At 64.3% G+C, this 18,608-nt stretch carries 18 protein-coding genes and 1 tRNA gene; 12 read left to right on the top strand and 7 right to left on the bottom strand.

Translation table 11 applies throughout. From position 1 onward, the window contains the following. The first annotated feature begins 83 nt into the window (after window positions 1-83). A complete protein-coding gene (gene uvrA / locus ACP15K_RS03615; protein WP_193140678.1) occupies window positions 84-2,945 on the top strand; it encodes an excinuclease ABC subunit UvrA in 2,862 nt (953 codons plus the stop codon). Here the strand turns inward: uvrA and ACP15K_RS03610 are convergent, their stop codons facing one another. Continuing rightward, window positions 2,946-4,175, bottom strand: coding sequence for an alpha/beta fold hydrolase (locus ACP15K_RS03610; protein ID WP_424989828.1), 1,230 nt, complete (start codon window positions 4,173-4,175; stop codon window positions 2,946-2,948). 359 nt (window positions 4,176-4,534) lie between these two features. Between ACP15K_RS03610 and ACP15K_RS03605 the strand changes: the two genes are divergently transcribed. After that, a complete protein-coding gene (locus tag ACP15K_RS03605; RefSeq protein WP_193140680.1) occupies window positions 4,535-5,809 on the top strand; it encodes a DEAD/DEAH box helicase in 1,275 nt (424 codons plus the stop codon). A 143-nt stretch (window positions 5,810-5,952) separates the two neighbouring features. On the opposite strand, the gene glnA is transcribed toward ACP15K_RS03605, so the two are convergent. Continuing rightward, window positions 5,953-7,359: a type I glutamate--ammonia ligase gene (glnA, locus tag ACP15K_RS03600; RefSeq protein ID WP_193140681.1), complete on the bottom strand. Its 1,407-nt coding sequence runs from the start codon at window positions 7,357-7,359 to the stop codon at window positions 5,953-5,955. Window positions 7,360-7,437: 78 nt separating this feature from the next. Continuing rightward, window positions 7,438-7,776, bottom strand: coding sequence for a P-II family nitrogen regulator (locus ACP15K_RS03595; RefSeq protein WP_193140682.1), 339 nt, complete (start codon window positions 7,774-7,776; stop codon window positions 7,438-7,440). A gap of 150 nt (window positions 7,777-7,926) precedes the next feature. Here ACP15K_RS03595 and ACP15K_RS03590 point away from each other — a divergent pair, with 150 nt between their 5' ends. The 5 genes from ACP15K_RS03590 to ACP15K_RS03570 all read left to right on the top strand — a co-directional run bounded on the left by ACP15K_RS03590 (window position 7,927) and on the right by ACP15K_RS03570 (window position 11,829). After that, the gene (locus ACP15K_RS03590) at window positions 7,927-8,580 is read left to right on the top strand and encodes an NAD(P)H-hydrate epimerase (protein ID WP_424989827.1); all 654 of its coding nucleotides are present in this window, start codon (window positions 7,927-7,929) and stop codon (window positions 8,578-8,580) included. Between the two features lie 5 nt (window positions 8,581-8,585). After that, window positions 8,586-9,455 (top strand): NAD(P)H-hydrate dehydratase, encoded by an 870-nt coding sequence (locus ACP15K_RS03585; RefSeq protein WP_193140771.1) that lies wholly within the window; start codon window positions 8,586-8,588, stop codon window positions 9,453-9,455. A gap of 100 nt (window positions 9,456-9,555) precedes the next feature. Then, window positions 9,556-9,640: transfer RNA gene (locus tag ACP15K_RS03580), tRNA-Leu, on the top strand. A gap of 25 nt (window positions 9,641-9,665) precedes the next feature. Further along, on the top strand, window positions 9,666-10,997 hold the full coding sequence (gene tig, locus ACP15K_RS03575) for a trigger factor (RefSeq protein ID WP_193140684.1): 1,332 nt from the start codon (window positions 9,666-9,668) through the stop codon (window positions 10,995-10,997). Window positions 10,998-11,214: 217 nt separating this feature from the next. After that, entirely contained in the window at window positions 11,215-11,829 is a 615-nt protein-coding gene (locus tag ACP15K_RS03570) for a hypothetical protein (RefSeq protein ID WP_424989826.1), read from the top strand. Window positions 11,830-11,936: 107 nt separating this feature from the next. On the opposite strand, the gene rplI is transcribed toward ACP15K_RS03570, so the two are convergent. Genes rplI through rpsF form a run of 3 tightly spaced genes read right to left on the bottom strand, consistent with a single transcriptional unit; the run spans window position 11,937 to window position 13,186 of the window. Next, window positions 11,937-12,563 carry a 50S ribosomal protein L9 gene (gene rplI, locus ACP15K_RS03565; RefSeq protein WP_193140686.1) on the bottom strand — a complete coding sequence of 209 codons (627 nt, stop codon included), beginning with the start codon at window positions 12,561-12,563 and terminating at the stop codon, window positions 11,937-11,939. 12 nt (window positions 12,564-12,575) lie between these two features. After that, a complete protein-coding gene (gene rpsR, locus ACP15K_RS03560) occupies window positions 12,576-12,803 on the bottom strand; it encodes a 30S ribosomal protein S18 (protein ID WP_005982441.1) in 228 nt (75 codons plus the stop codon). A 26-nt stretch (window positions 12,804-12,829) separates the two neighbouring features. Next, window positions 12,830-13,186 carry a 30S ribosomal protein S6 gene (gene rpsF / locus ACP15K_RS03555; protein ID WP_193140687.1) on the bottom strand — a complete coding sequence of 119 codons (357 nt, stop codon included), beginning with the start codon at window positions 13,184-13,186 and terminating at the stop codon, window positions 12,830-12,832. Between the two features lie 201 nt (window positions 13,187-13,387). On the opposite strand from rpsF, the gene ACP15K_RS03550 reads away from it, so the two are divergent. Continuing rightward, window positions 13,388-13,999 carry a cupin domain-containing protein gene (locus ACP15K_RS03550; protein ID WP_424989825.1) on the top strand — a complete coding sequence of 204 codons (612 nt, stop codon included), beginning with the start codon at window positions 13,388-13,390 and terminating at the stop codon, window positions 13,997-13,999. Window positions 14,000-14,129: 130 nt separating this feature from the next. Continuing rightward, window positions 14,130-14,714 carry a YceI family protein gene (locus ACP15K_RS03545; protein ID WP_424989824.1) on the top strand — a complete coding sequence of 195 codons (585 nt, stop codon included), beginning with the start codon at window positions 14,130-14,132 and terminating at the stop codon, window positions 14,712-14,714. A 245-nt stretch (window positions 14,715-14,959) separates the two neighbouring features. Here the strand turns inward: ACP15K_RS03545 and ACP15K_RS03540 are convergent, their stop codons facing one another. Beyond that, on the bottom strand, window positions 14,960-16,186 hold the full coding sequence (locus ACP15K_RS03540; RefSeq protein WP_424989823.1) for a cytochrome b/b6 domain-containing protein: 1,227 nt from the start codon (window positions 16,184-16,186) through the stop codon (window positions 14,960-14,962). A gap of 178 nt (window positions 16,187-16,364) precedes the next feature. On the opposite strand from ACP15K_RS03540, the gene fabD reads away from it, so the two are divergent. From fabD to ACP15K_RS03525, 3 genes are all read left to right on the top strand, one after another. Beyond that, window positions 16,365-17,294, top strand: coding sequence for an ACP S-malonyltransferase (fabD, locus tag ACP15K_RS03535; RefSeq protein WP_424989822.1), 930 nt, complete (start codon window positions 16,365-16,367; stop codon window positions 17,292-17,294). A gap of 23 nt (window positions 17,295-17,317) precedes the next feature. Next, window positions 17,318-18,055 (top strand): 3-oxoacyl-[acyl-carrier-protein] reductase, encoded by a 738-nt coding sequence (gene fabG, locus ACP15K_RS03530; protein ID WP_424989821.1) that lies wholly within the window; start codon window positions 17,318-17,320, stop codon window positions 18,053-18,055. Window positions 18,056-18,234: 179 nt separating this feature from the next. After that, window positions 18,235-18,468: an acyl carrier protein gene (locus tag ACP15K_RS03525; RefSeq protein ID WP_193140693.1), complete on the top strand. Its 234-nt coding sequence runs from the start codon at window positions 18,235-18,237 to the stop codon at window positions 18,466-18,468. Window positions 18,469-18,608 lie beyond the last annotated feature (140 nt).

The raw sequence follows: 18,608 nt of genomic DNA, 5'->3' as shown, positions 1-18,608 counted from the left end.
TGAAGTTCACCCTTTGTTCACAGTTTCTCGTTGGAGACTCGCTGCCGATCCCCTAGGTTATGCGGATATCGTCGAGGTGGGTCATGGCCGAGCAGAAGAACATCGAGGTGCGCGGCGCGCGCGAGCACAACCTGAAGGGCATCGACGTGGATATTCCGCGCGATCAGCTGGTGGTCATCACCGGGCTTTCGGGGTCGGGAAAATCCTCGCTGGCTTTCGACACGGTCTATGCCGAGGGGCAGCGTCGCTATGTGGAAAGCCTGTCGGCCTATGCCCGGCAGTTCCTCGACATGATGGAAAAGCCCGACGTGGATCACATCTCGGGCCTCAGCCCGGCGATCTCCATCGAACAGAAGACCACTTCGAAGAACCCGCGCTCGACCGTTGGCACGGTGACCGAGATCTACGACTACATGCGGCTGCTGTTCGCGCGTGCCGGCACGCCCTATTCGCCCGCCACCGGCAAGCCGATCGAGGCGCAGCAGGTGCAGGATATGGTCGACCGGATCATGGAGATGGAAGAGGGCACGCGCGGCTTCCTGCTGGCCCCGATCATCCGCGACCGCAAGGGTGAATACCGCAAGGAAATGCTGGAGCTGCGCAAGCAGGGCTTCCAGCGCGTCAAGGTGGATGGCGAGTTCTACGAGTTGGACATGCCGCCGAAGCTGGACAAGAAGTTCCGCCATGACATCGACGTGGTCGTCGACCGGATCGTCGTGCGCGAAGGGCTGGAAACCCGACTGGCCGACAGCCTGCGCACCGCGCTGGATCTGGCCGATGGCATTGCCATTCTGGAAACCGCCCCGAAAGAAGGGGATCCCGAACGGATCACCTTTTCGGAACGTTTCGCCTGCCCGGTGTCGGGCTTCACCATCCCCGAAATCGAACCGCGCCTGTTTTCCTTCAACGCGCCATTCGGGGCCTGCCCGGATTGCGACGGGCTGGGGATGGAGTTGTTCTTCGACGAACGGCTGGTGGTGCCGGACCAGACCCTGCAATTGTATGACGGGGCCCTGGCGCCCTGGCGCAAGGGCAAGTCGCCCTATTTCCTGCAAACCATCGAGGCCATCGCCCGGCACTATGAATTCGACAAGGCGACGCCGTGGAAGGATCTGCCGGCGCACGTGCAGCAGGTGTTCCTGCACGGCTCGGGCGAGGAAGAGATCGAGTTCCGCTATGACGACGGCGGCCGGGTCTATCAGGTGTCCCGCGTGTTCGAAGGGGTCATCCCCAACATGGAGCGCCGCTATCGCGAAACCGACAGCAACTGGGTGCGCGAGGAATTCGAACGCTACCAGAACAACCGCCCCTGCCACACCTGCGAAGGCTACCGCCTGCGGGCCGAGGCGCTGGCGGTCAAGATCGCGGGCAAGCATGTGGGCGAGGTGGTGCAACTGTCGATCCGGCAGGCGCTGGACTGGGTCGAGGACGCACCGAACCACCTGAGCAAGCAGAAGAACGAGATCGCCCGCGCCATCCTGAAGGAAATCCGTGAACGGCTGGGCTTTCTGAACAACGTCGGCCTTGAATACCTGACACTGTCGCGCAATGCCGGCACCCTGTCGGGCGGCGAAAGCCAGCGGATCCGGCTGGCCAGCCAGATCGGTTCGGGCCTGACCGGGGTGCTCTATGTGCTGGATGAACCCTCCATCGGCCTGCACCAGCGCGACAACGACCGCCTGCTGACCACGCTGAAGAACCTGCGCGATCAGGGCAACACGGTGATCGTGGTGGAACATGACGAGGAAGCCATCCGCGAGGCCGACTATGTCTTCGACATCGGTCCCGGCGCCGGGGTGCATGGCGGCGAGGTGGTGGCCCAGGGCACGCCCGCGCAGATCATGGCGACCGAGACCAGCGTCACCGGCGACTACCTGGCCGGACGGCGCGAGATCGCGGTGCCCGCCGTGCGCCGAAAAGGCAACGGCAAGAAGGTCAAGGTGGTCAAGGCCATCGGCAACAACCTGAAAAACGTCACCGCCGAGTTTCCGCTGGGCCGTTTCGTCTGTGTCAGCGGCGTGTCGGGCGGCGGCAAGTCGACCCTGACCATCGAGACCCTGTTCAAGACCGCGTCGATGCGGCTGAACGGGGCCCGTCAAACGCCCGCCCCCTGCGAGACCATCAAGGGGCTGGAGCATCTGGACAAGGTCATCGACATCGACCAGCGGCCGATCGGGCGCACGCCGCGATCGAACCCGGCCACCTATACCGGGGCCTTCACCCCGATCCGCGACTGGTTCGCCGGGCTGCCCGAGGCCAAGACCCGCGGCTACAAGCCGGGCCGGTTCAGCTTCAACGTCAAGGGCGGTCGCTGTGAAGCGTGCCAGGGCGACGGAGTCATCAAGATCGAGATGCACTTCCTGCCGGACGTCTATGTGACCTGCGAAACCTGCCACGGCGCGCGCTACAACCGCGAAACGCTTGAGGTGCAGTTCAAGGGCAAGTCCATCGCCGACGTGCTGGACATGACCGTCGAGGACGCGCAGGCGTTCTTCAAGGCGGTGCCGTCGATCCGGGACAAGATGGATGCGCTGATGCGGGTCGGGCTGGGCTACATCAAGGTCGGCCAGCAGGCGACCACCCTGTCGGGCGGCGAGGCACAGCGGGTCAAACTGGCCAAGGAACTGTCCAAACGCTCTACCGGGCGGACACTGTATATCCTTGACGAGCCGACCACCGGCCTGCACTTCGAAGACGTGCGCAAGCTGCTGGAAGTGCTGCACGAACTGGTGGAGCAGGGCAACACCGTGGTGGTGATCGAACACAACCTCGACGTCATCAAGACCGCCGACTGGATCATCGACATTGGCCCCGAAGGTGGCGACGGCGGCGGCGAGATCGTCGCCAAGGGCACGCCCGAGAAGATCGCGCAGGAAGCCCGCAGCCACACCGGGCGCTATCTGAAGGGCATGCTGGATCCCAAGCGCCGGCTGGCGGCGGAATAATCAGTCGCGGGCGCCAGCCCCGGCCAGTTCGGTGACCACCTTGGCGCCGGTTTCCAGCGTGCGGTGCACCGGGCATTTGTCGGCGATCTCCAGCAATTTGGCGCGTTGCGCGTCATCCAGATCGCCCTCCAGCCGGATCAGCCGGTGAAAGGTGTCAATGCGCGGGGTCACCCCGGCATTCGCATCCTGTGCGTGCATCTTGTCGTGCGAGACATCCACCGACACGTGTTCCAGATCCCAGCCCTTGCGCCGCGCGTACATGCGGATGGTCATCGAGGTGCAGGCACCCAGCCCGGCAGCCAGGAACCCGTAGGGCGACATGCCCCGGTCGGTGCCGCCATAGGCCAGCGGTTCATCCGCCAGCGCGTGATGCTTGGGGCCGCTCGACACATCCTGCAAGAAGCCGTCCGGGTCGGCCTCGGCCACCCGGATGATTCCCTCGGGCACGCCGGGCGGGGGCGCGGGCGGGCGCAGGTCCAGATAGCGCCCGGCCCAGGCTGCGATGACCTCGGCCGCGTATTCGGCATCCTGTGGTTGCGAGATCAGGTGATCGGCCTCGTCCAGCGTAACGAAGCTTTTGGGATGTCGTGCGGCCTGGAAGATCTGCGCGGCGTTTTCGATGCCCACAACGGCGTCGCGTGGGGCGTGCAGGATCAAAAGCGCCTTGCGCAGATGGCCGATGGCCTCGGTCAGCGAGGCGTGCGAGATGTCTTCGATAAAGCCCTTGCCGATGCGCACGGGGCGGCCGCCCAGCGAAACCTCGGCCACGCCTTCAGCGGTGATCCGATCCAGCGCGCCGCCGAAATTTTCGGTGACATGGCCGGGATCGAAGGGCGCGCCAAGGGTCACCACGGCCCGTGCTGACGGGATCTGTGCGGCGGCCCGCAACACGGCAGCCCCGCCCAGCGAATGGCCGATCAGCAGGTCCGGGGGCAAGCCGCGCGCGTTCAGCGCCCGCGATGCCGCCACCAGATCGGCAACGTTCGAGGAAAACGTGGTGTTCTCGAATTCCCCTTCGCTGTGGCCCAGCCCGGTGAAGTCGAATCGCAGCACCGCGATGCCCATCGCCGACAGGCGGCCGGCGATGCGGCGCGCTGCGGCGATGTCCTTGCCGCAGGTGAAGCAATGGGCAAACAACGCCGTGGCCAGCACCGGCCCATCCGGCAAATCCAGCCGTGCCGCCAGGTGCAAGCCGTCCTGCCCTTCGAAAGTGAAGCGTTCTGTCGCCATGACGACCCCGTCGTTTCAAGAATGTTTTAAAGATGCGGCAGGCTTGGGCCGTGGACAAGGGCGGTGTCCGTGCTGTCACGCAAGGGTGACAGTTCGCGAGGCCGAACGCAGAAATGTTGACATCTGCCCCCAGATGCCCCACTTGCCCCTCAAGGCCACTGCCGCGTGAGCAGTAAGCCGCCCCGTGCATCGGGACGACGGCATAGGCCTGACATCGTTTTCTGGTTCCATTTCACGCAGGGGTCAGGGCCCCATTCGGCGCGAAACGCGTGCCGATCCGGGCGTCCACTGCAACCGCCGCTGCATCTGGCAGACGGCACAAGCAGGCGTTGTTGTGCCTGCCGAAAGGACGATCCTTCATGGATTTTGACATGCTGGGCCTTGCGCCCCGCCTTGTGGCCAAGCTGAAAGACCTTGGCATCACCGACCCGACACCCATTCAAACCCAGGCCATCCCGCATGCCATGAACGGCCGCGACGTGATGGGTCTGGCGCAGACCGGCACCGGCAAGACCGCCGCCTTCGGCCTGCCGCTGCTGCATGTGATTTCGGGCATGGGCTCGAAGCCGGCCCCCAAAAGCGTGCGCGGCCTGGTTCTGGCGCCCACGCGGGAACTGGCCAAGCAGATCGCCGACAACCTGATGGCCTATTCCGCCGGCGGCCATGTCCGCATTGGTCTGGTGGTGGGGGGCGTGTCCATCAACGCCCAGATCAAGCGGCTTGAGCGCGGCACCGACATTCTGGTCGCCACGCCGGGGCGGCTTCTGGACCTGCTCGACCGCAAGGCCGTGTTCCTGGATCAGACCCGGTTCCTGGTGCTGGACGAGGCCGACCAGATGTTGGACCTGGGCTTCATCCACGCGCTGCGCAAGATCGCGCCGCTGCTGGCACCCGAACGGCAGACCATGCTGTTCTCGGCCACCATGCCCAAGCAGATGGCCGAACTGTCCAATGCCTATCTGACCGACGCCGTGCGCGTGGCCGTCAGCCCGCCGGGCAAGGCCGCCGACAAGGTGGACCAGTCGATCCATTTTGTCGCCAAGGCGGCCAAGACCGATCTGCTGATCGACCTGATGCGCAAGCACAACGAAGATCGCGCGCTGGTCTTCGTGCGCACCAAGCATGGCGCCGACCGTCTGGCCCGGCATCTGGAAAAAGCCGGGTTTGCGACCTCGGCCATTCATGGCAACCGCAGCCAGGGCCAGCGCGACCGCGCCATCACCGCCTTCAAGGCGGGGCAGATCAAGGTTCTGGTCGCCACCGATGTGGCGGCGCGCGGCATTGATATTCCGGATGTGCGCCACGTCTACAATTATGACCTGCCGAATGTGGCCGACAACTATGTCCACCGCATCGGCCGGACGGCCCGTGCAGGTGCCGACGGCTGGGCCGTGGCCTTCTGCGCGCCCGACGAGATGGGCGAATTGCGCGACATCGAGCGGACCATGAAGACCTCGATCCCGGTGGCCGGTGGCACGCCGTGGGAAGATGTCAGCCCGCCCGCCCGTGGCGGCGGCGGCAAGGGCCGTGGCGGCCCGCGTCCGGGGCGCGGCGGCGGCAAGCCGCAAGGCAGCGGCAAACCTGCCGGGGCACGCAGCCGCTCGCGCCGCAAGGGCCCGCGCAAGGCGGCCTGATCCGGATTGCAGACAAAACAAGGGGCGTCCTTCGGGGCGCCCCTTTGCTTTGTGCGGTTCGGCCGGGTCTTTCCGCCACATGCCCGGCCCGCAACGAAAAAGGGCGCCCCGAAGGACGCCCCCAATCTTGCGCATCGCAGAACTCAGCAGCTGTAGTACAGCTTGAATTCGACCGGGTGCGGGGTGTGCTCGTAGGCGTAGACCTCTTCCCACTTGAGATCCATGTAGCCTTCGATCTGGTCCTTGGTGAACACGTCGCCGGCCAGCAGGAAATCGTGATCGGCAGAAAGGCTGTCCAGGGCTTCGCGCAGCGAGGCACAGACGGTCGGGATCCCGGCCAGTTCTTCCGGCGGCAGATCGTACAGGTCCTTGTCCGAGGCTTCGCCCGGATGGATCTTGTTCTTGATGCCGTCGAGGCCCGCCATAAGCAGCGCCGCGAAGCACAGGTAGGGGTTGGCCGCGGGATCGGGGAAGCGGGCTTCCACGCGCTTGGCTTTCGGCGATTCCGCCCACGGAATACGGACACAGCCCGAACGGTTGCGTGCCGAATAGGCGCGCAAGACCGGCGCTTCAAAGCCCGGGATCAGGCGCTTGTAGCTGTTGGTCGACGGGTTGGTGAAGGCGTTCAGGGCCTTGGCGTGCTTCAGGATGCCACCGATGTAGTACAACGCCTCTTCCGACAGGTCGGCGTATTGGTCGCCTGCGAACAGCGGTTTGCCGTCCTTGAAGATCGACATGTTGACGTGCATGCCGGTGCCGTTGTCGCCGGCGATGGGCTTGGGCATGAAGGTTGCCGACTTGCCATAGGCCTGCGCCACGTTGTGGATGACGTATTTGTACTTCTGCAGCTCGTCCGCCTGATGAACCAGGCTTCCGAAGATCAGGCCCAGTTCGTGCTGGCACGACGCCACTTCGTGGTGGTGCTTGTCGACCTTCATGCCCATGCGTTTCATCGTCGACAGCATTTCGCTGCGGATGTCCTGGGCATCGTCGATCGGGTTCACCGGGAAGTAACCGCCCTTGACGCCCGGACGGTGGCCCATGTTGCCCATCTCGTACTCGGTGTCGCTGTTCCACGACGCGTCCTGCGCGTCCACCTGGTAGGACACCTTGTTGATGTCGACCTGGAAGCGCACGTCGTCGAACAGGAAGAATTCGGCTTCGGGGCCCCAGTAGGACACGTCACCGATGCCACTGGACTTCAGGTAGGCTTCGGCCTTTTCGGCGGTGCCGCGCGGGTCGCGGGAATAGGGTTCGCCGGTGTCGGGTTCCACGACCGAATGGTGAATACACAGCGTTTTTTCTGCATAGAACGGATCCATGTAGACGCTGTCGGTGTCCGCCATCAGTTTCATGTCGGATTCTTCGATCGACTTCCAGCCGGCGATCGACGAGCCGTCGAACATGAAGCCTTCTTCAAGGAAGTCTTCATCCACCTGGTCGGCCATCACGGTGACGTGCTGCAGCTTGCCACGCGGGTCGGTAAAACGGATGTCGACGTACTCGACGCCTTCATCCTTGATCATCTTGAGAACTGCGTCCTTGCTCATGGACCGGATCTCCCCTCTGCTAGTTGAACGTGTGATCCCGTACGGGGCAGCCGTGCGGGGTGTCTTTGATGGAAAGGCTTACAGCGCCGCGTCCCCGTCTTCGCCGGTACGGATGCGGATCGCCTGTTCGATGGTCGATACGAAGATCTTGCCGTCCCCGATCTTGTCGGTCTTGGCGGCGTTCAGAATGGCCTCGATGGCGCCATCCAGCTGGTCGTCCGACAGGACGACCTCGATCTTCACCTTGGGCAGGAAGTCCACGACATATTCAGCGCCACGGTACAGTTCCGTATGGCCTTTTTGACGGCCGAAGCCCTTGACCTCGATGACCGACAGGCCCTGCACCCCGATCTCCTGCAGCGCTTCTTTCACTTCATCAAGTTTGAATGGCTTGATGATGGCTTCGATTTTTTTCATGCCTGAGTCCCCCGCGCCGGAATGTGTTTCGAGCGTGAGAACACTTTAAACGGGGGGCCACAATTGGCTAGGGTCGCCCTGTTTCCCCGCGTTGCGGGATTCCCCGTCGCGATGTCAAAAAATGAGCGGAATGCACAACAAGTGAGCATAATGAAAACTTCGACCGAAGGCGGAAACGACGAAATCCTGACCGCCGCGCAGATGCTGGCGCTGGAAAAACAGGCAATGGCCTCGGGATTGGTCACAGGGCTCGAACTGATGGAGCGCGCCGGCGAAGGCGTCCTGCAGGCCATCGCGCAACACTGGCCCGACCTGACGGCCGCCCCCGGTCGTGCCGGCATCTTGTGCGGTCCGGGCAACAACGGCGGGGACGGCTATGTCATCGCGCGCCTGTTGCTGGGGCAGGGATGGGCCGTGACCGCGACGGCGCTTGGCGCTACCGACAGGCTCCCCCCCGATGCGCAGGCCAACCATGATCGCTGGACGTCTTGCGGCGAGGTCCTGCCGTGGCAGGCCGCGGCTTCGGCCATGGACGGGGTGGATCTGGTGATCGACGCCTTGTTCGGGATCGGATTGACCCGCCCCCTGTCGCCCGAGGTGGCCCAGGTCATGGACCGGGTGCCGCGCACGGCCCGCCGGGTCTCGGTCGATGTGCCCAGCGGGGTGCTGGCCGATGGCCAGACCCTGACCACAGATGCCGCCTTTCCGGCGGAATTGGCCGTAACCTTCCATTGCCGCAAACCGGTGCATCAGGCGCTTGCCGAATCAGGGATGGCCATTGCCGTTGCGGATATCGGGCTTTGACCCGGATGCCGCGTACCGGATTGTCCCCCGCCCTGATTGCGCGCCTGTCGAAACGGGTCGATCATCACAAGTACGATCACGGCCACGCGTTGATCCTGTCTGGCGGGCCGGGCCGGGGCGGCGCGGCACGACTGGCCGCCCGCGCGGCGTTGCGTGTGGGGGCCGGGCTTGTGACGCTGGCTTGCCCGCCCGAGGCGCTGGCCGAGAATGCCGCCCAGCTGACCGCGATCATGCTGCGTCCGCTGGAGGGTTCGGCCGGGTTGGAAGAAGTGCTGGAAGATCCCCGCCTGAACGCCATCTGCATGGGGCCGGGGCTGGGCATTGCCACGGTCAGCCGCAACCATGTGCGCGTGGCTCTGGCCACCCGCCGCCCGGTGGTTCTGGACGCCGATGCACTGACATCCTTTGCCGATGACCCCCGCGCCTTTATTGCGCTGCTGCATCCGAACGCGGTGCTGACCCCGCACATGGGCGAATTCGCACGGGTTTTCCCGGATCTGGCCAGGGCGTTGGAGGCCGACCCCCGCGAATCCCGTCTGGAAGTGCGCCGAGCGGCGGTCACCCAGGCGGCGGCCCGCTGCGGGGCGACGGTGCTGCTGAAAGGCCAGGTGACGCTGATCGCCGATCCCACGGGCCACCTGGCCGAACTGCATCTGACCGGCAAGGCCGCCGCCCCCTGGCTGGCCACCGCCGGTTCGGGAGATGTTCTGGCCGGGCTGGTCACGGGGCTTCTGGCGCGCGGCTTTTCGCCGTTTCAGGCCGCCGAAACCGCCGCCTGGCTGCATGGCGCGGCGGGCCGTCATCTGGGGGCGGGGCTGATTGCCGAGGACCTGCCCGAAGCGCTGCCGGCGATCTTTGCGCAATTGGGGGTCTGACAAGGCGCCCGCGCGCACGATTCCCCCTCGCATCCCTTTTCCGCCTTTGTTAGAAGGCCCGGAACTTGCGGGTCGCGCTCTGCGGCCCGTGCGGATTTTCGCGGGTGTGGCGAAATTGGTAGACGCACCAGATTTAGGTTCTGGCGCCGCAAGGCGTGGGGGTTCAAGTCCCTCCACCCGCACCATGAGACGAATGAAGGACAAAGCATCATGCAGGTCACCGAGACCCTGAAGGACGGCCTCAAGCGCGGCTACGAGATCACGCTGACGGCTGCCGAGCTGGACAGTAAGGTCAACGAGAAACTGGCCGAAGCGCAGCCCGAAATCGAAATGAAGGGCTTCCGCAAAGGCAAGGTGCCCATGGCGCTGCTGAAGAAACAGTTCGGCCCGCGGGTTCTGGGCGAAGCGATGCAGGAAAGCATTGATGGCGCCATGTCCTCGCATTTCGAGGAAACCGGCGATCGCCCGGCGCTGCAGCCCGAGGTCAAGATGACCAACGAGGACTGGAAAGAAGGCGACGACGTGATCGTGGCGCTGAACTACGAAGCGCTGCCCGAGATCCCGGAAGCCGACCTCAAGTCGATCTCGCTGGAAAAGCTGGTGGTCAAGGCCGCCGAAGCCGACGTGGAAGAAGCGCTGGCGAACCTGGCCTCCACCGCGCAGGATTTCGAAGATCGTGAAGAAGGCGCTGCGGCCGAGAAGGACGATCAGGTCGTGATCGACTTCCTTGGCAAGGTCGATGGCGAGGCTTTCGAAGGCGGTGCAGCCGAGGACTACCCGCTGGTTCTGGGGTCGAACTCGTTCATTCCGGGCTTCGAGGAGCAGCTGATCGGCGCCGTAGCCGGCACCGACGTGAATGTCGAGGTGGCCTTCCCCGAGGAGTACCAGGCCGAGCACCTGGCCGGCAAAGCCGCCGTGTTCGAATGCAAGATCAAGGCCGTCAAGGCCCCCAAGGCGGCCGAAATCGACGACGAGCTGGCCAAGAAGTTCGGCGCCGAGGATCTGGCCGCCCTGAAGACCCAGATCGGCGAGCGTCTTGAAGCCGAATACGCCGGCGCGGCCCGTGCCGTGATGAAGCGCGCCCTGCTGGACAAGCTGGACGGCGTGGTCAGCTTCGACCTGCCGCCGAGCCTGGTGGAAGCCGAAGCCAAGCAGATCGCGCACCAGCTGTGGCACGACGAAAACCCGGACGTGCAGGGCCACGACCACCCGGAAGTCGAGCCGACCGAAGAGCACACCAAACTGGGGGAGCGTCGCGTCCGTCTTGGCCTGTACCTGGCCGAGCTTGGCCAGAAGAACGAGGTCGAGGTTTCCGACGCCGAGATGACCCAGGCGATCATGAACCAGGCGCGTCAGTACCCGGGTCAGGAACGTCAGTTCTTCGAATTCGTGCAGCAGAATCAGCAGATGCAGCAGCAACTGCGCGCGCCGCTGTTTGAAGACAAGGTCGTCGACTACATCTTCGAATTGGCCGAGGTGACCGAAAAGGAAGTCTCGAAGGATGACCTGCAGGAAGCCGTGAAAGCGCTTGAAGACGAATAATCGTCATCTCTGCTAGCCTGTTTGGGCCGCCCCTCAAGGGGCGGCCTTTTTCATTTTTGGGGTAGGGGCCGTGTCCAATCGGATAGGTAAAAACCGGGCTGCGTTGCATTGGTATAGGGCGATGCATCTGCATTTGCGTGGAGGGCCGGACGCGGGTTAGGACCCCCGCAAACGAAAGATACATTCTGGATACCCTATGCGACTGTCTGCCCTCCTCATGGCCCTGGTCGCGTCGCTCGCAACGGCGGGGCTGGCGCGTGCCGAAATCACCACCCTCAATGCAACCCTTAGCAATGATTACTCCAACGCCCTGTGGATCGACATGGATCAGAACGGCGAGCAGGATATCAAGCTGGAACTGATCCGCCGGGAAAGCCGCAACATGTTCGGCTATCACGAGGTCGATATCTGGGTTCGTGCGACCAGCGCACTGCATGCCGCGGTTGCCGGTGGCGCGCCGCTGGAAGAGGCCGAACTGGTCTCGAACGTCCTGGAATTCGGCCGCAGCGCCTCGCTGATCCGCTTCAGCCGCCAGCAGAACATGGAACGCAGCGGCGGCGACTGGTTCCAGGGGCCCGAGCCGCGACGGGCCTACATGCCGGTGCGGTTGCGGGTGCCGGACGGCATCCGGTTGGGCTGGATCGAGATCGAGATTGATGGCTACGGCAAGGCAACGGTCCTGCGTTACGCGCTTGCGCCTGAGCCAGGCGCGCTGTGCGCCGCTGGCGGGCTTGCCGCGCCTGCGGGCGGGGACACAATCGCCCGGGACTGTGCCGGCGACTGCGGCGGCCATGCAGAGCGGTCAGAGCCGATGCGGCTGGCCATGAACTGACCCAGCCGCCCGAAGTCGGGTTCGACGCCCAGCCACAATCGCCCATGGCGAAACGAAAAAAGCCGCGCTGGAAAGCGCGGCTTTTCTTGTCTTGTCCGATCTGGTGATCAGGCTTTGTCGTCGTCGCCGGACAGGTCCGGTTGCGGCGTGCTGTCGCCGGATTCGTCGTCGTCCACAGCGGCCGAGCCGATGTCGTCGAACAGTTCGGCGATCTCGAATTCGGCGGCAGCTTCTTCTTCTGCGGCCAGATCCTGGATCGATTTGCCCGAGGCCTGAAGTTCGGCTTCTTCCGGCGAACGGGCCACGTTCAGCTGGATGGTCACGTCGACTTCCGGATGCAGGGTCACATGCACGTCGTGCAGGCCCAGTTCCTTGATCGGCTTGGCCAGAATGACCTGCTTGCGATCCACGGTGAAGCCAGCTTCGGTGGCCGCATCTGCGGCGTCACGCGTGCTGACCGACCCGTACAGAGCGCCGGCGTCGGAAGCAGAGCGAATCACGATGAACTGCTGGCCATCCAGCTTTTCACCCATGGCTTCGGCTTCTGCCTTGGTTTCCAGGTTGTGCGCTTCCAGCTGGGCTTTCTGCTCTTCGAAACGGGCTTTGTTCGCCTCGTTCGCGCGCAGGGCCTTGCCCTGGGGCAGCAGGAAGTTGCGGGCATAGCCTTCCTTGACGGAAACGACTTCACCCATCTGGCCCAGTTTGGCCACGCGTTGGAGAAGGATAACGTCCATTGGTCGGTCTCCTTATTTCACGGCGTAGGGCAGCAGGGCGAGGAAGCGGGCGCGTTTGATGGCACGGGCCAGTTCACGCTGCTTCTTGGCCGAGACGGCAGTAATGCGCGACGGTACGATCTTGCCGCGCTCGGAAATGTAGCGTTGCAGCAGGCGGGTGTCCTTGTAGTCGATCTTCGGCGCGTTATCGCCAGAGAACGGGCACACCTTGCGGCGACGGAAAAACGGTTTTGCAGCCATGACTTAGTGTCCTTTCTTTGAACCGATCAACGACGGCGATCGCCGCGGTCACCGCGTTCGTCGCGCTTCTGCATCTGGATGGACGGGCCTTCGGGATGTTCGTCGACCTTGATGGTCAGAACGCGCATCACGTCGTCATGCAGGCGCATCAGGCGTTCCATTTCCTGAATGGCCGGCGACGGAGCGTCGGTTTTCAGGAAGGCATAGTGCCCCTTGCGGTTCTTGTTGATCTTGTAGGCCATGGTCTTCACGCCCCAGTACTCGCTTTCGACGACCTTGCCGCCGTTGTCCGCGAGGACGGTGGAGAAGTGCTCGACCAGGCTTTCAGCCTGGCTGTTCGACAGATCCTGCCGAGAGATGAAGACATGCTCGTAAAGCGGCATATCAGCTCCTATGTCAGGGCGCATTTCATAGGACAGGCTCGCAAGGTTCCGCCCCTGTCCACGAGAGGCTGCGCCGAATAATGGTTTGCGGAACCGCGCCCTTATACAGTTCTTGACCATGGGGACAAGTCCCCGCGCCCCAAATGTCGCCCGGTCGTGCTAGGATGCACGCGGGGTTCGCATCGAGCCGGAGGGGGAAAGATGATCGAACGGGGCACCATCGCCATAAACAGGCTGACCGGCAGCCGATGGGAGGTTCTCGAAGGGGCGGCGGAAACCGGGTCTTGCGGGTTCAGCATCAAGATTACCTGCCAGCCGCGCGCCGCACCCGACGTGTCCGAACACGTCCATCTGGACTGGGACGAGACGTTCGAAATCCTGTCCGGGCACGCCACCTACAGCCTACAGGGCGAAGCCTATACCGCCGTTGCCGGTGACACGCTGGAAATGCCGCCCCGTCAAAGCCATGTGCATCCGTGGAACGACGGCGACGAACCATTGGTCTATATCCAGCGCGCGCGCTTTCCGGCGCCACAGCCGGGTGCTTTCGAAGAAACCTTCGGGGTGATCCTGACCCTGTTCGGCATGGCGGCCAAGCCGGGCCTTCTGAACCGGCGTGGGATGCCGCGCGACTTGCTGGCCTTTGCGGCGATGGGGCGGGCTTTCGGGCGGTATCGCAATTACGATGCCGCGGTGCCGATCCTGTTGCAACGGGCGGCCTCGGCCACGCTCGGGCGTCTGGCCGAGGCGCGGGGCATTCCAGCCATCAATCCGGCTTACATCGCCCTGGCGCGCCCCGGCCCCGGCGAATAGGTCCCGCAGGGTCTGTTCATTCCCGAACGGGGTCTGTGAACTGGCGCGGAATTGCCGAAACCGGCTTTCGACCCGATGTCTAGCGGCATGAGCACGTTGCTCGTTCCGAAATCACATCAAGGGATCGACCATGAAAACCACCGCCTTCGCCGCCGCTCTTGGCCTTGCCACTGCAACCCTAGCCGCGCCGGTTCTGGCCGATGCCGAGGCCTATGTTCTGGATGCCAGCCACAGCCAGATCCTGTTCAGCTACAACCACCTTGGCTTTTCGACCACCTATGGCCTGTTCTCGGGCTTTGAAGGCGAGATCCAGTTCGATGCGGAAAACCCGGCGGCGTCCTTCGTGTCGGTGTCGATGCCCGTGACCTCGATGTTCACCGGCTGGGAAGAGCGCGATGCGCACCTGATGTCGGGTGATTTCTTCGGGGCTGATGACGACGATCTGGTGACCTTCGTGTCGACCGGGATCGAGGTCACCGGCGAAGCCACAGCGCTGATCACCGGCGATCTGACCCTGAACGGTGTGACCCAGGCGGTCGTTCTGGACACCACCCTGAACCAGGCAGGCGCGCATCCCATGGCCCAGACGCCCTGGCTGGGGTTCGATGCCACGACGGTTCTGAAGCGGTCGGACTTCGGCGTCGACAAGTTCGCGCCTTTCGTGGGCGACGAGGTGGCCGTGCAGATCTCGATCGAGGCGATGAAAGCCGAATAAGCCTTCCTGACAGACGACTTCGGGCCGCCCTTGGGCGGCCCTTTTCGTTTCAGCATCGGCAAGACCGGGGCGCGGGTGAGGCCGCCTTGATGCCGACGACCAGACCCAGACGCGGACGTCTGGCCAGCGTGCCTTGCTGGGACCGGACCACAATACGGTACAGACGCACGGCCAGCCTGGTCCCGCACCACGCAAGCCGGGTTCGGGACGGCGGCCTTCGCCGCCGTCCCCATTGCGCCTGGGGGTCAGTTGCGCTGTGCTGTCAGGCTGACCGAGACGGTAACCGGGAAACCCAGCGTGGCCTCATCCTTGTAGGTGGCTGTGCCGATGTCGAAGTCGCGGCGGTCCAGCGTCGTCTGGCCTGTCATTTCAGCAGTATCGCCGGTCAGGGTCAGATCGAAGGGCAGGGTGACCGGTACGTCGGCGCCTTTCAGGCTGAGCGTGCCCTCGGCCAGATACCTGCCGTCGTCGCCGGCGCGCAGGGTGGCGGTAAACCGTGCGGTGGGGAATTGCGCGGCATCGAAGAACTCGGGCTTCACGGCTTCGGCCGTGACCGAGCCGAGGGTGACCGAGCCGATGGCGATATCGACCGCGACGGTGCCCAGATCCGGACCCGGCGCCTCGGGATCAAACGCGATGCTGGCCGACCAGTCGGAAAAACTGCCTTCCACATCGGCGCCGAATTGCACCACGCTCAGCCCCAAGGTGCCGCCTTGAACGGTCCAGCCGGTGGCGGCGGGCGCAACCGGTGCCGGGGCCAGTGCGATGGCGGGGGTCTCGGTCTGCGCCGCGCGGGGCCAGCCCAGGGCGGTGCCGGCAGTCATGGCCACGGCCCAGATCATCAGCGCCATCCAGAACGGGCTGCGGCTGTGTTCGCCGCTGTCCCGCCCGGCCTCGACCCGCCCCGGCAGCATCCGTGCCAGCGTCAGATCGCGGTCGATGACCTGATGTTTCACCGCGCCGACAATGTGCAGCAGCACGGCGATACCAAGGACTTTGGTGAAGACCAGATGCCAGCCCTCGAACACATGCGCGACGGCATCATCCTTGGGCACGAAGGGCAGCGACTGGCCGAACGGCCACCAGATCGGCGCGAAGCCGGTGGTTGCGGCATGGTGAATCCAGCCCGACAGCGGCACCAGAATCAGCCCGGCATACAGCAGCCAGTGCACAAGCTCGGCCATAAAATGCTCGATCCGGCGGTCAGGATGCAGCGGGTGCGGCTTGGTCTGGGTCAGCGCCCAGAGGATCCGTGCCAGCGCCACGAAGAAGACGGTCACGCCGACAGTCTTGTGCAGGCTGAACAGCACGCCCTTGACCAGCAGGGCTTGCGAGCTGTCGTAGGGCCAGCTGTTGGCGATCATGCCCAGGGGAAAGGCAGTCAGGATCAACAGCGCGGTGAGCCAGTGAAACATCTTGGTCACATTGCCATAGGCGTAGGCGGAATTGCCAAGGGGGGTGGCGTCGGACATGAACGATCTCCGTCAGGTAGCTTTCCGGGGAAGCTAGAGCATTTGTGTGCAGGCCAAAACCGCGCTGTCCGCACAGGACCCCTGCGGGGATGCGCGCGGGTCTGCCGGATTGCGCGCCCTGCATCGCTGGGCTATCCCGACGGGCAACCAGTGTTCACAGAACCGCGACGGAGGAGCCATGAGCCGCGCATTTGTATTCCCCGGACAGGGGGCCCAGGCGATCGGAATGGGACAGGCCCTGGCAGAGGCCTATCCGGCCGCCAAGGCGGTGTTCGACGAGGTCGACGAGGCTCTGGGCGAAAAGCTCTCCGAGTTGATCTGGACCGGCGATATCGAAACCCTGACCCTGACCCAGAACGCACAGCCGGCGCTGATGGCCTGTTCGCTGGCCGCCGTGCGGGCGCTGGAAGCCGAAGGTGTGGCCATTGCCGACGGGGCTTTCGTGGCCGGGCATTCGCTGGGCGAGTATTCGGCGCTGGCCGCCGCCGGGGCACTGAGCGTCACCGACACCGCGCGCCTGCTGCGCATCCGTGGCAAGGCGATGCAGGCTGCCGTACCGGTGGGCCAGGGCGCCATGGCCGCGATCCTGGGGCTGGACCTGGCCGCCGTCACCGAGGTGGCCGAGGCCGCCGCGCAAGGCGAGGTCTGCCAGGCCGCCAATGACAATGATCCCGCGCAGGTCGTGGTCTCGGGCCACAAGGCGGCCGTCGAGCGGGCCACGGTGCTGGCCAAGGAGAAGGGCGCCAAGCGGGCGTTGCTTCTGCCGGTTTCGGCCCCGTTCCACTGCGCCCTGATGCAGCCCGCCGCCGATGTGATGGCCGGGGCTCTGGCCGATGTGACCATCGCTGCCCCCGTGGCGCCGCTGGTGGCCAATGTGACCGCGCAGGCAACCTCGGACCCCGAAGCGATCCGGGCGCAGCTGATCACCCAGGTGACCGGGGCGGTGCGCTGGCGCGAAAGCGTGCAGTTCATGGCCGCCAATGGCGTGACCGAGGTTTGGGAAGTGGGCGCGGGCAAGGCCCTGTCCGGCATGATCCGCCGCATCGAACGGTCCATCGCCTGCACCGCCATCTCGACCCCTGACGACATCAAGGCCGCGCTCGCCTGAGCCGAGCAAAAGAAGGAAGTCACATGTTTGATCTGACCGGAAAAACCGCGCTCGTCACCGGCGCCTCGGGCGGCATCGGGGCCGAGATCGCCCGCACCCTGCACGCCGCCGGCGCCACCGTCGGCCTATCGGGCACCCGTGTCGAGCCGCTGGAGGCGCTGGCCGCGGACCTGGGCGAACGTGCCCATGTTCTGCCCTGCAACCTGAGCGACGCCGAGGCAGTCAACGCCCTGCCGAAACAGGCGGTCGAGGCCATGGGCGGCGTCGATATCCTTGTGAACAACGCCGGCATCACCCGCGACAACCTGTTCATGCGCATGTCCGAAGAGGAATGGGCGTCGGTGCTGGAGGTCAATCTCACCTCGGCCTTCCGTCTGAGCAAAGGCGTGCTGCGCGGCATGATGAAGAAACGCTGGGGCCGCATCGTCAACATCGGCTCGGTCGTGGGGGCCACCGGCAATCCCGGTCAGGGCAACTACGCCGCGTCCAAGGCGGGGCTGGTGGGCATGTCGAAATCGCTGGCCTATGAGGTCGCCAGCCGCGGCATCACCGTCAACGCCGTGGCGCCGGGGTTCATCACCACCGCCATGACCGACAAGCTGAACGACGACCAGAAGGGCGCAATCCTGGGCCAGATCCCGGCCGGGCGCATGGGCGAGGCCAGCGAAATCGCGGCAGCGGTTCTGTATCTGGCCAGTGCGGAGTCCGGCTACACCACGGGCGCCGTGCTGCATGTCAACGGCGGCATGGCGATGATCTGAGGATGAACGGGGACGGCGAAAGCGTTTGCCTTCCCCATTCCATATGCTATAGGCCTCGCAACTTGCCCGGGGGCAGGGACCCATTTCTGGGAAAAGTTGAAGGCCCAGTGGCCTGAAGTGGCTCTTTGGAGCTGTTGATCAAGAACGGGCAAGACCCCGAAAGACATAGAGGATATGACATGAGCGACATCGCAGATCGCGTGAAGAAGATCGTTGTCGAGCACCTTGGCGTGGAAGAAGGCAAGATCACCGAAGGTGCCTCTTTCATCGATGACCTGGGCGCCGACAGCCTGGACACCGTGGAACTGGTGATGGCTTTCGAAGAAGAGTTCGGCATCGAGATCCCGGACGACGCAGCCGAAACCATCCAGACCTTCGGCGACGCGGTGAAGTTCATCACCGAAGCCTCCTGAGGCACAAGCGCGATCATCGCGAAACGACGGGCGGTCCCACTGGGGCCGCTTTTTTCGTTTGGGGCGGTACTTTCGTTGGGGGCGCTGCCCCCGCGACCTGACGGTCGCTCCCCCGGAGTATTTAGGCCAAAAAGAAACTG

The organism is Fluviibacterium sp. S390 (assembly GCF_049800695.1).
Classification (GTDB): domain Bacteria; phylum Pseudomonadota; class Alphaproteobacteria; order Rhodobacterales; family Rhodobacteraceae; genus Meridianimarinicoccus.
This window is presented reverse-complemented; position numbering and strand designations above follow the sequence as displayed.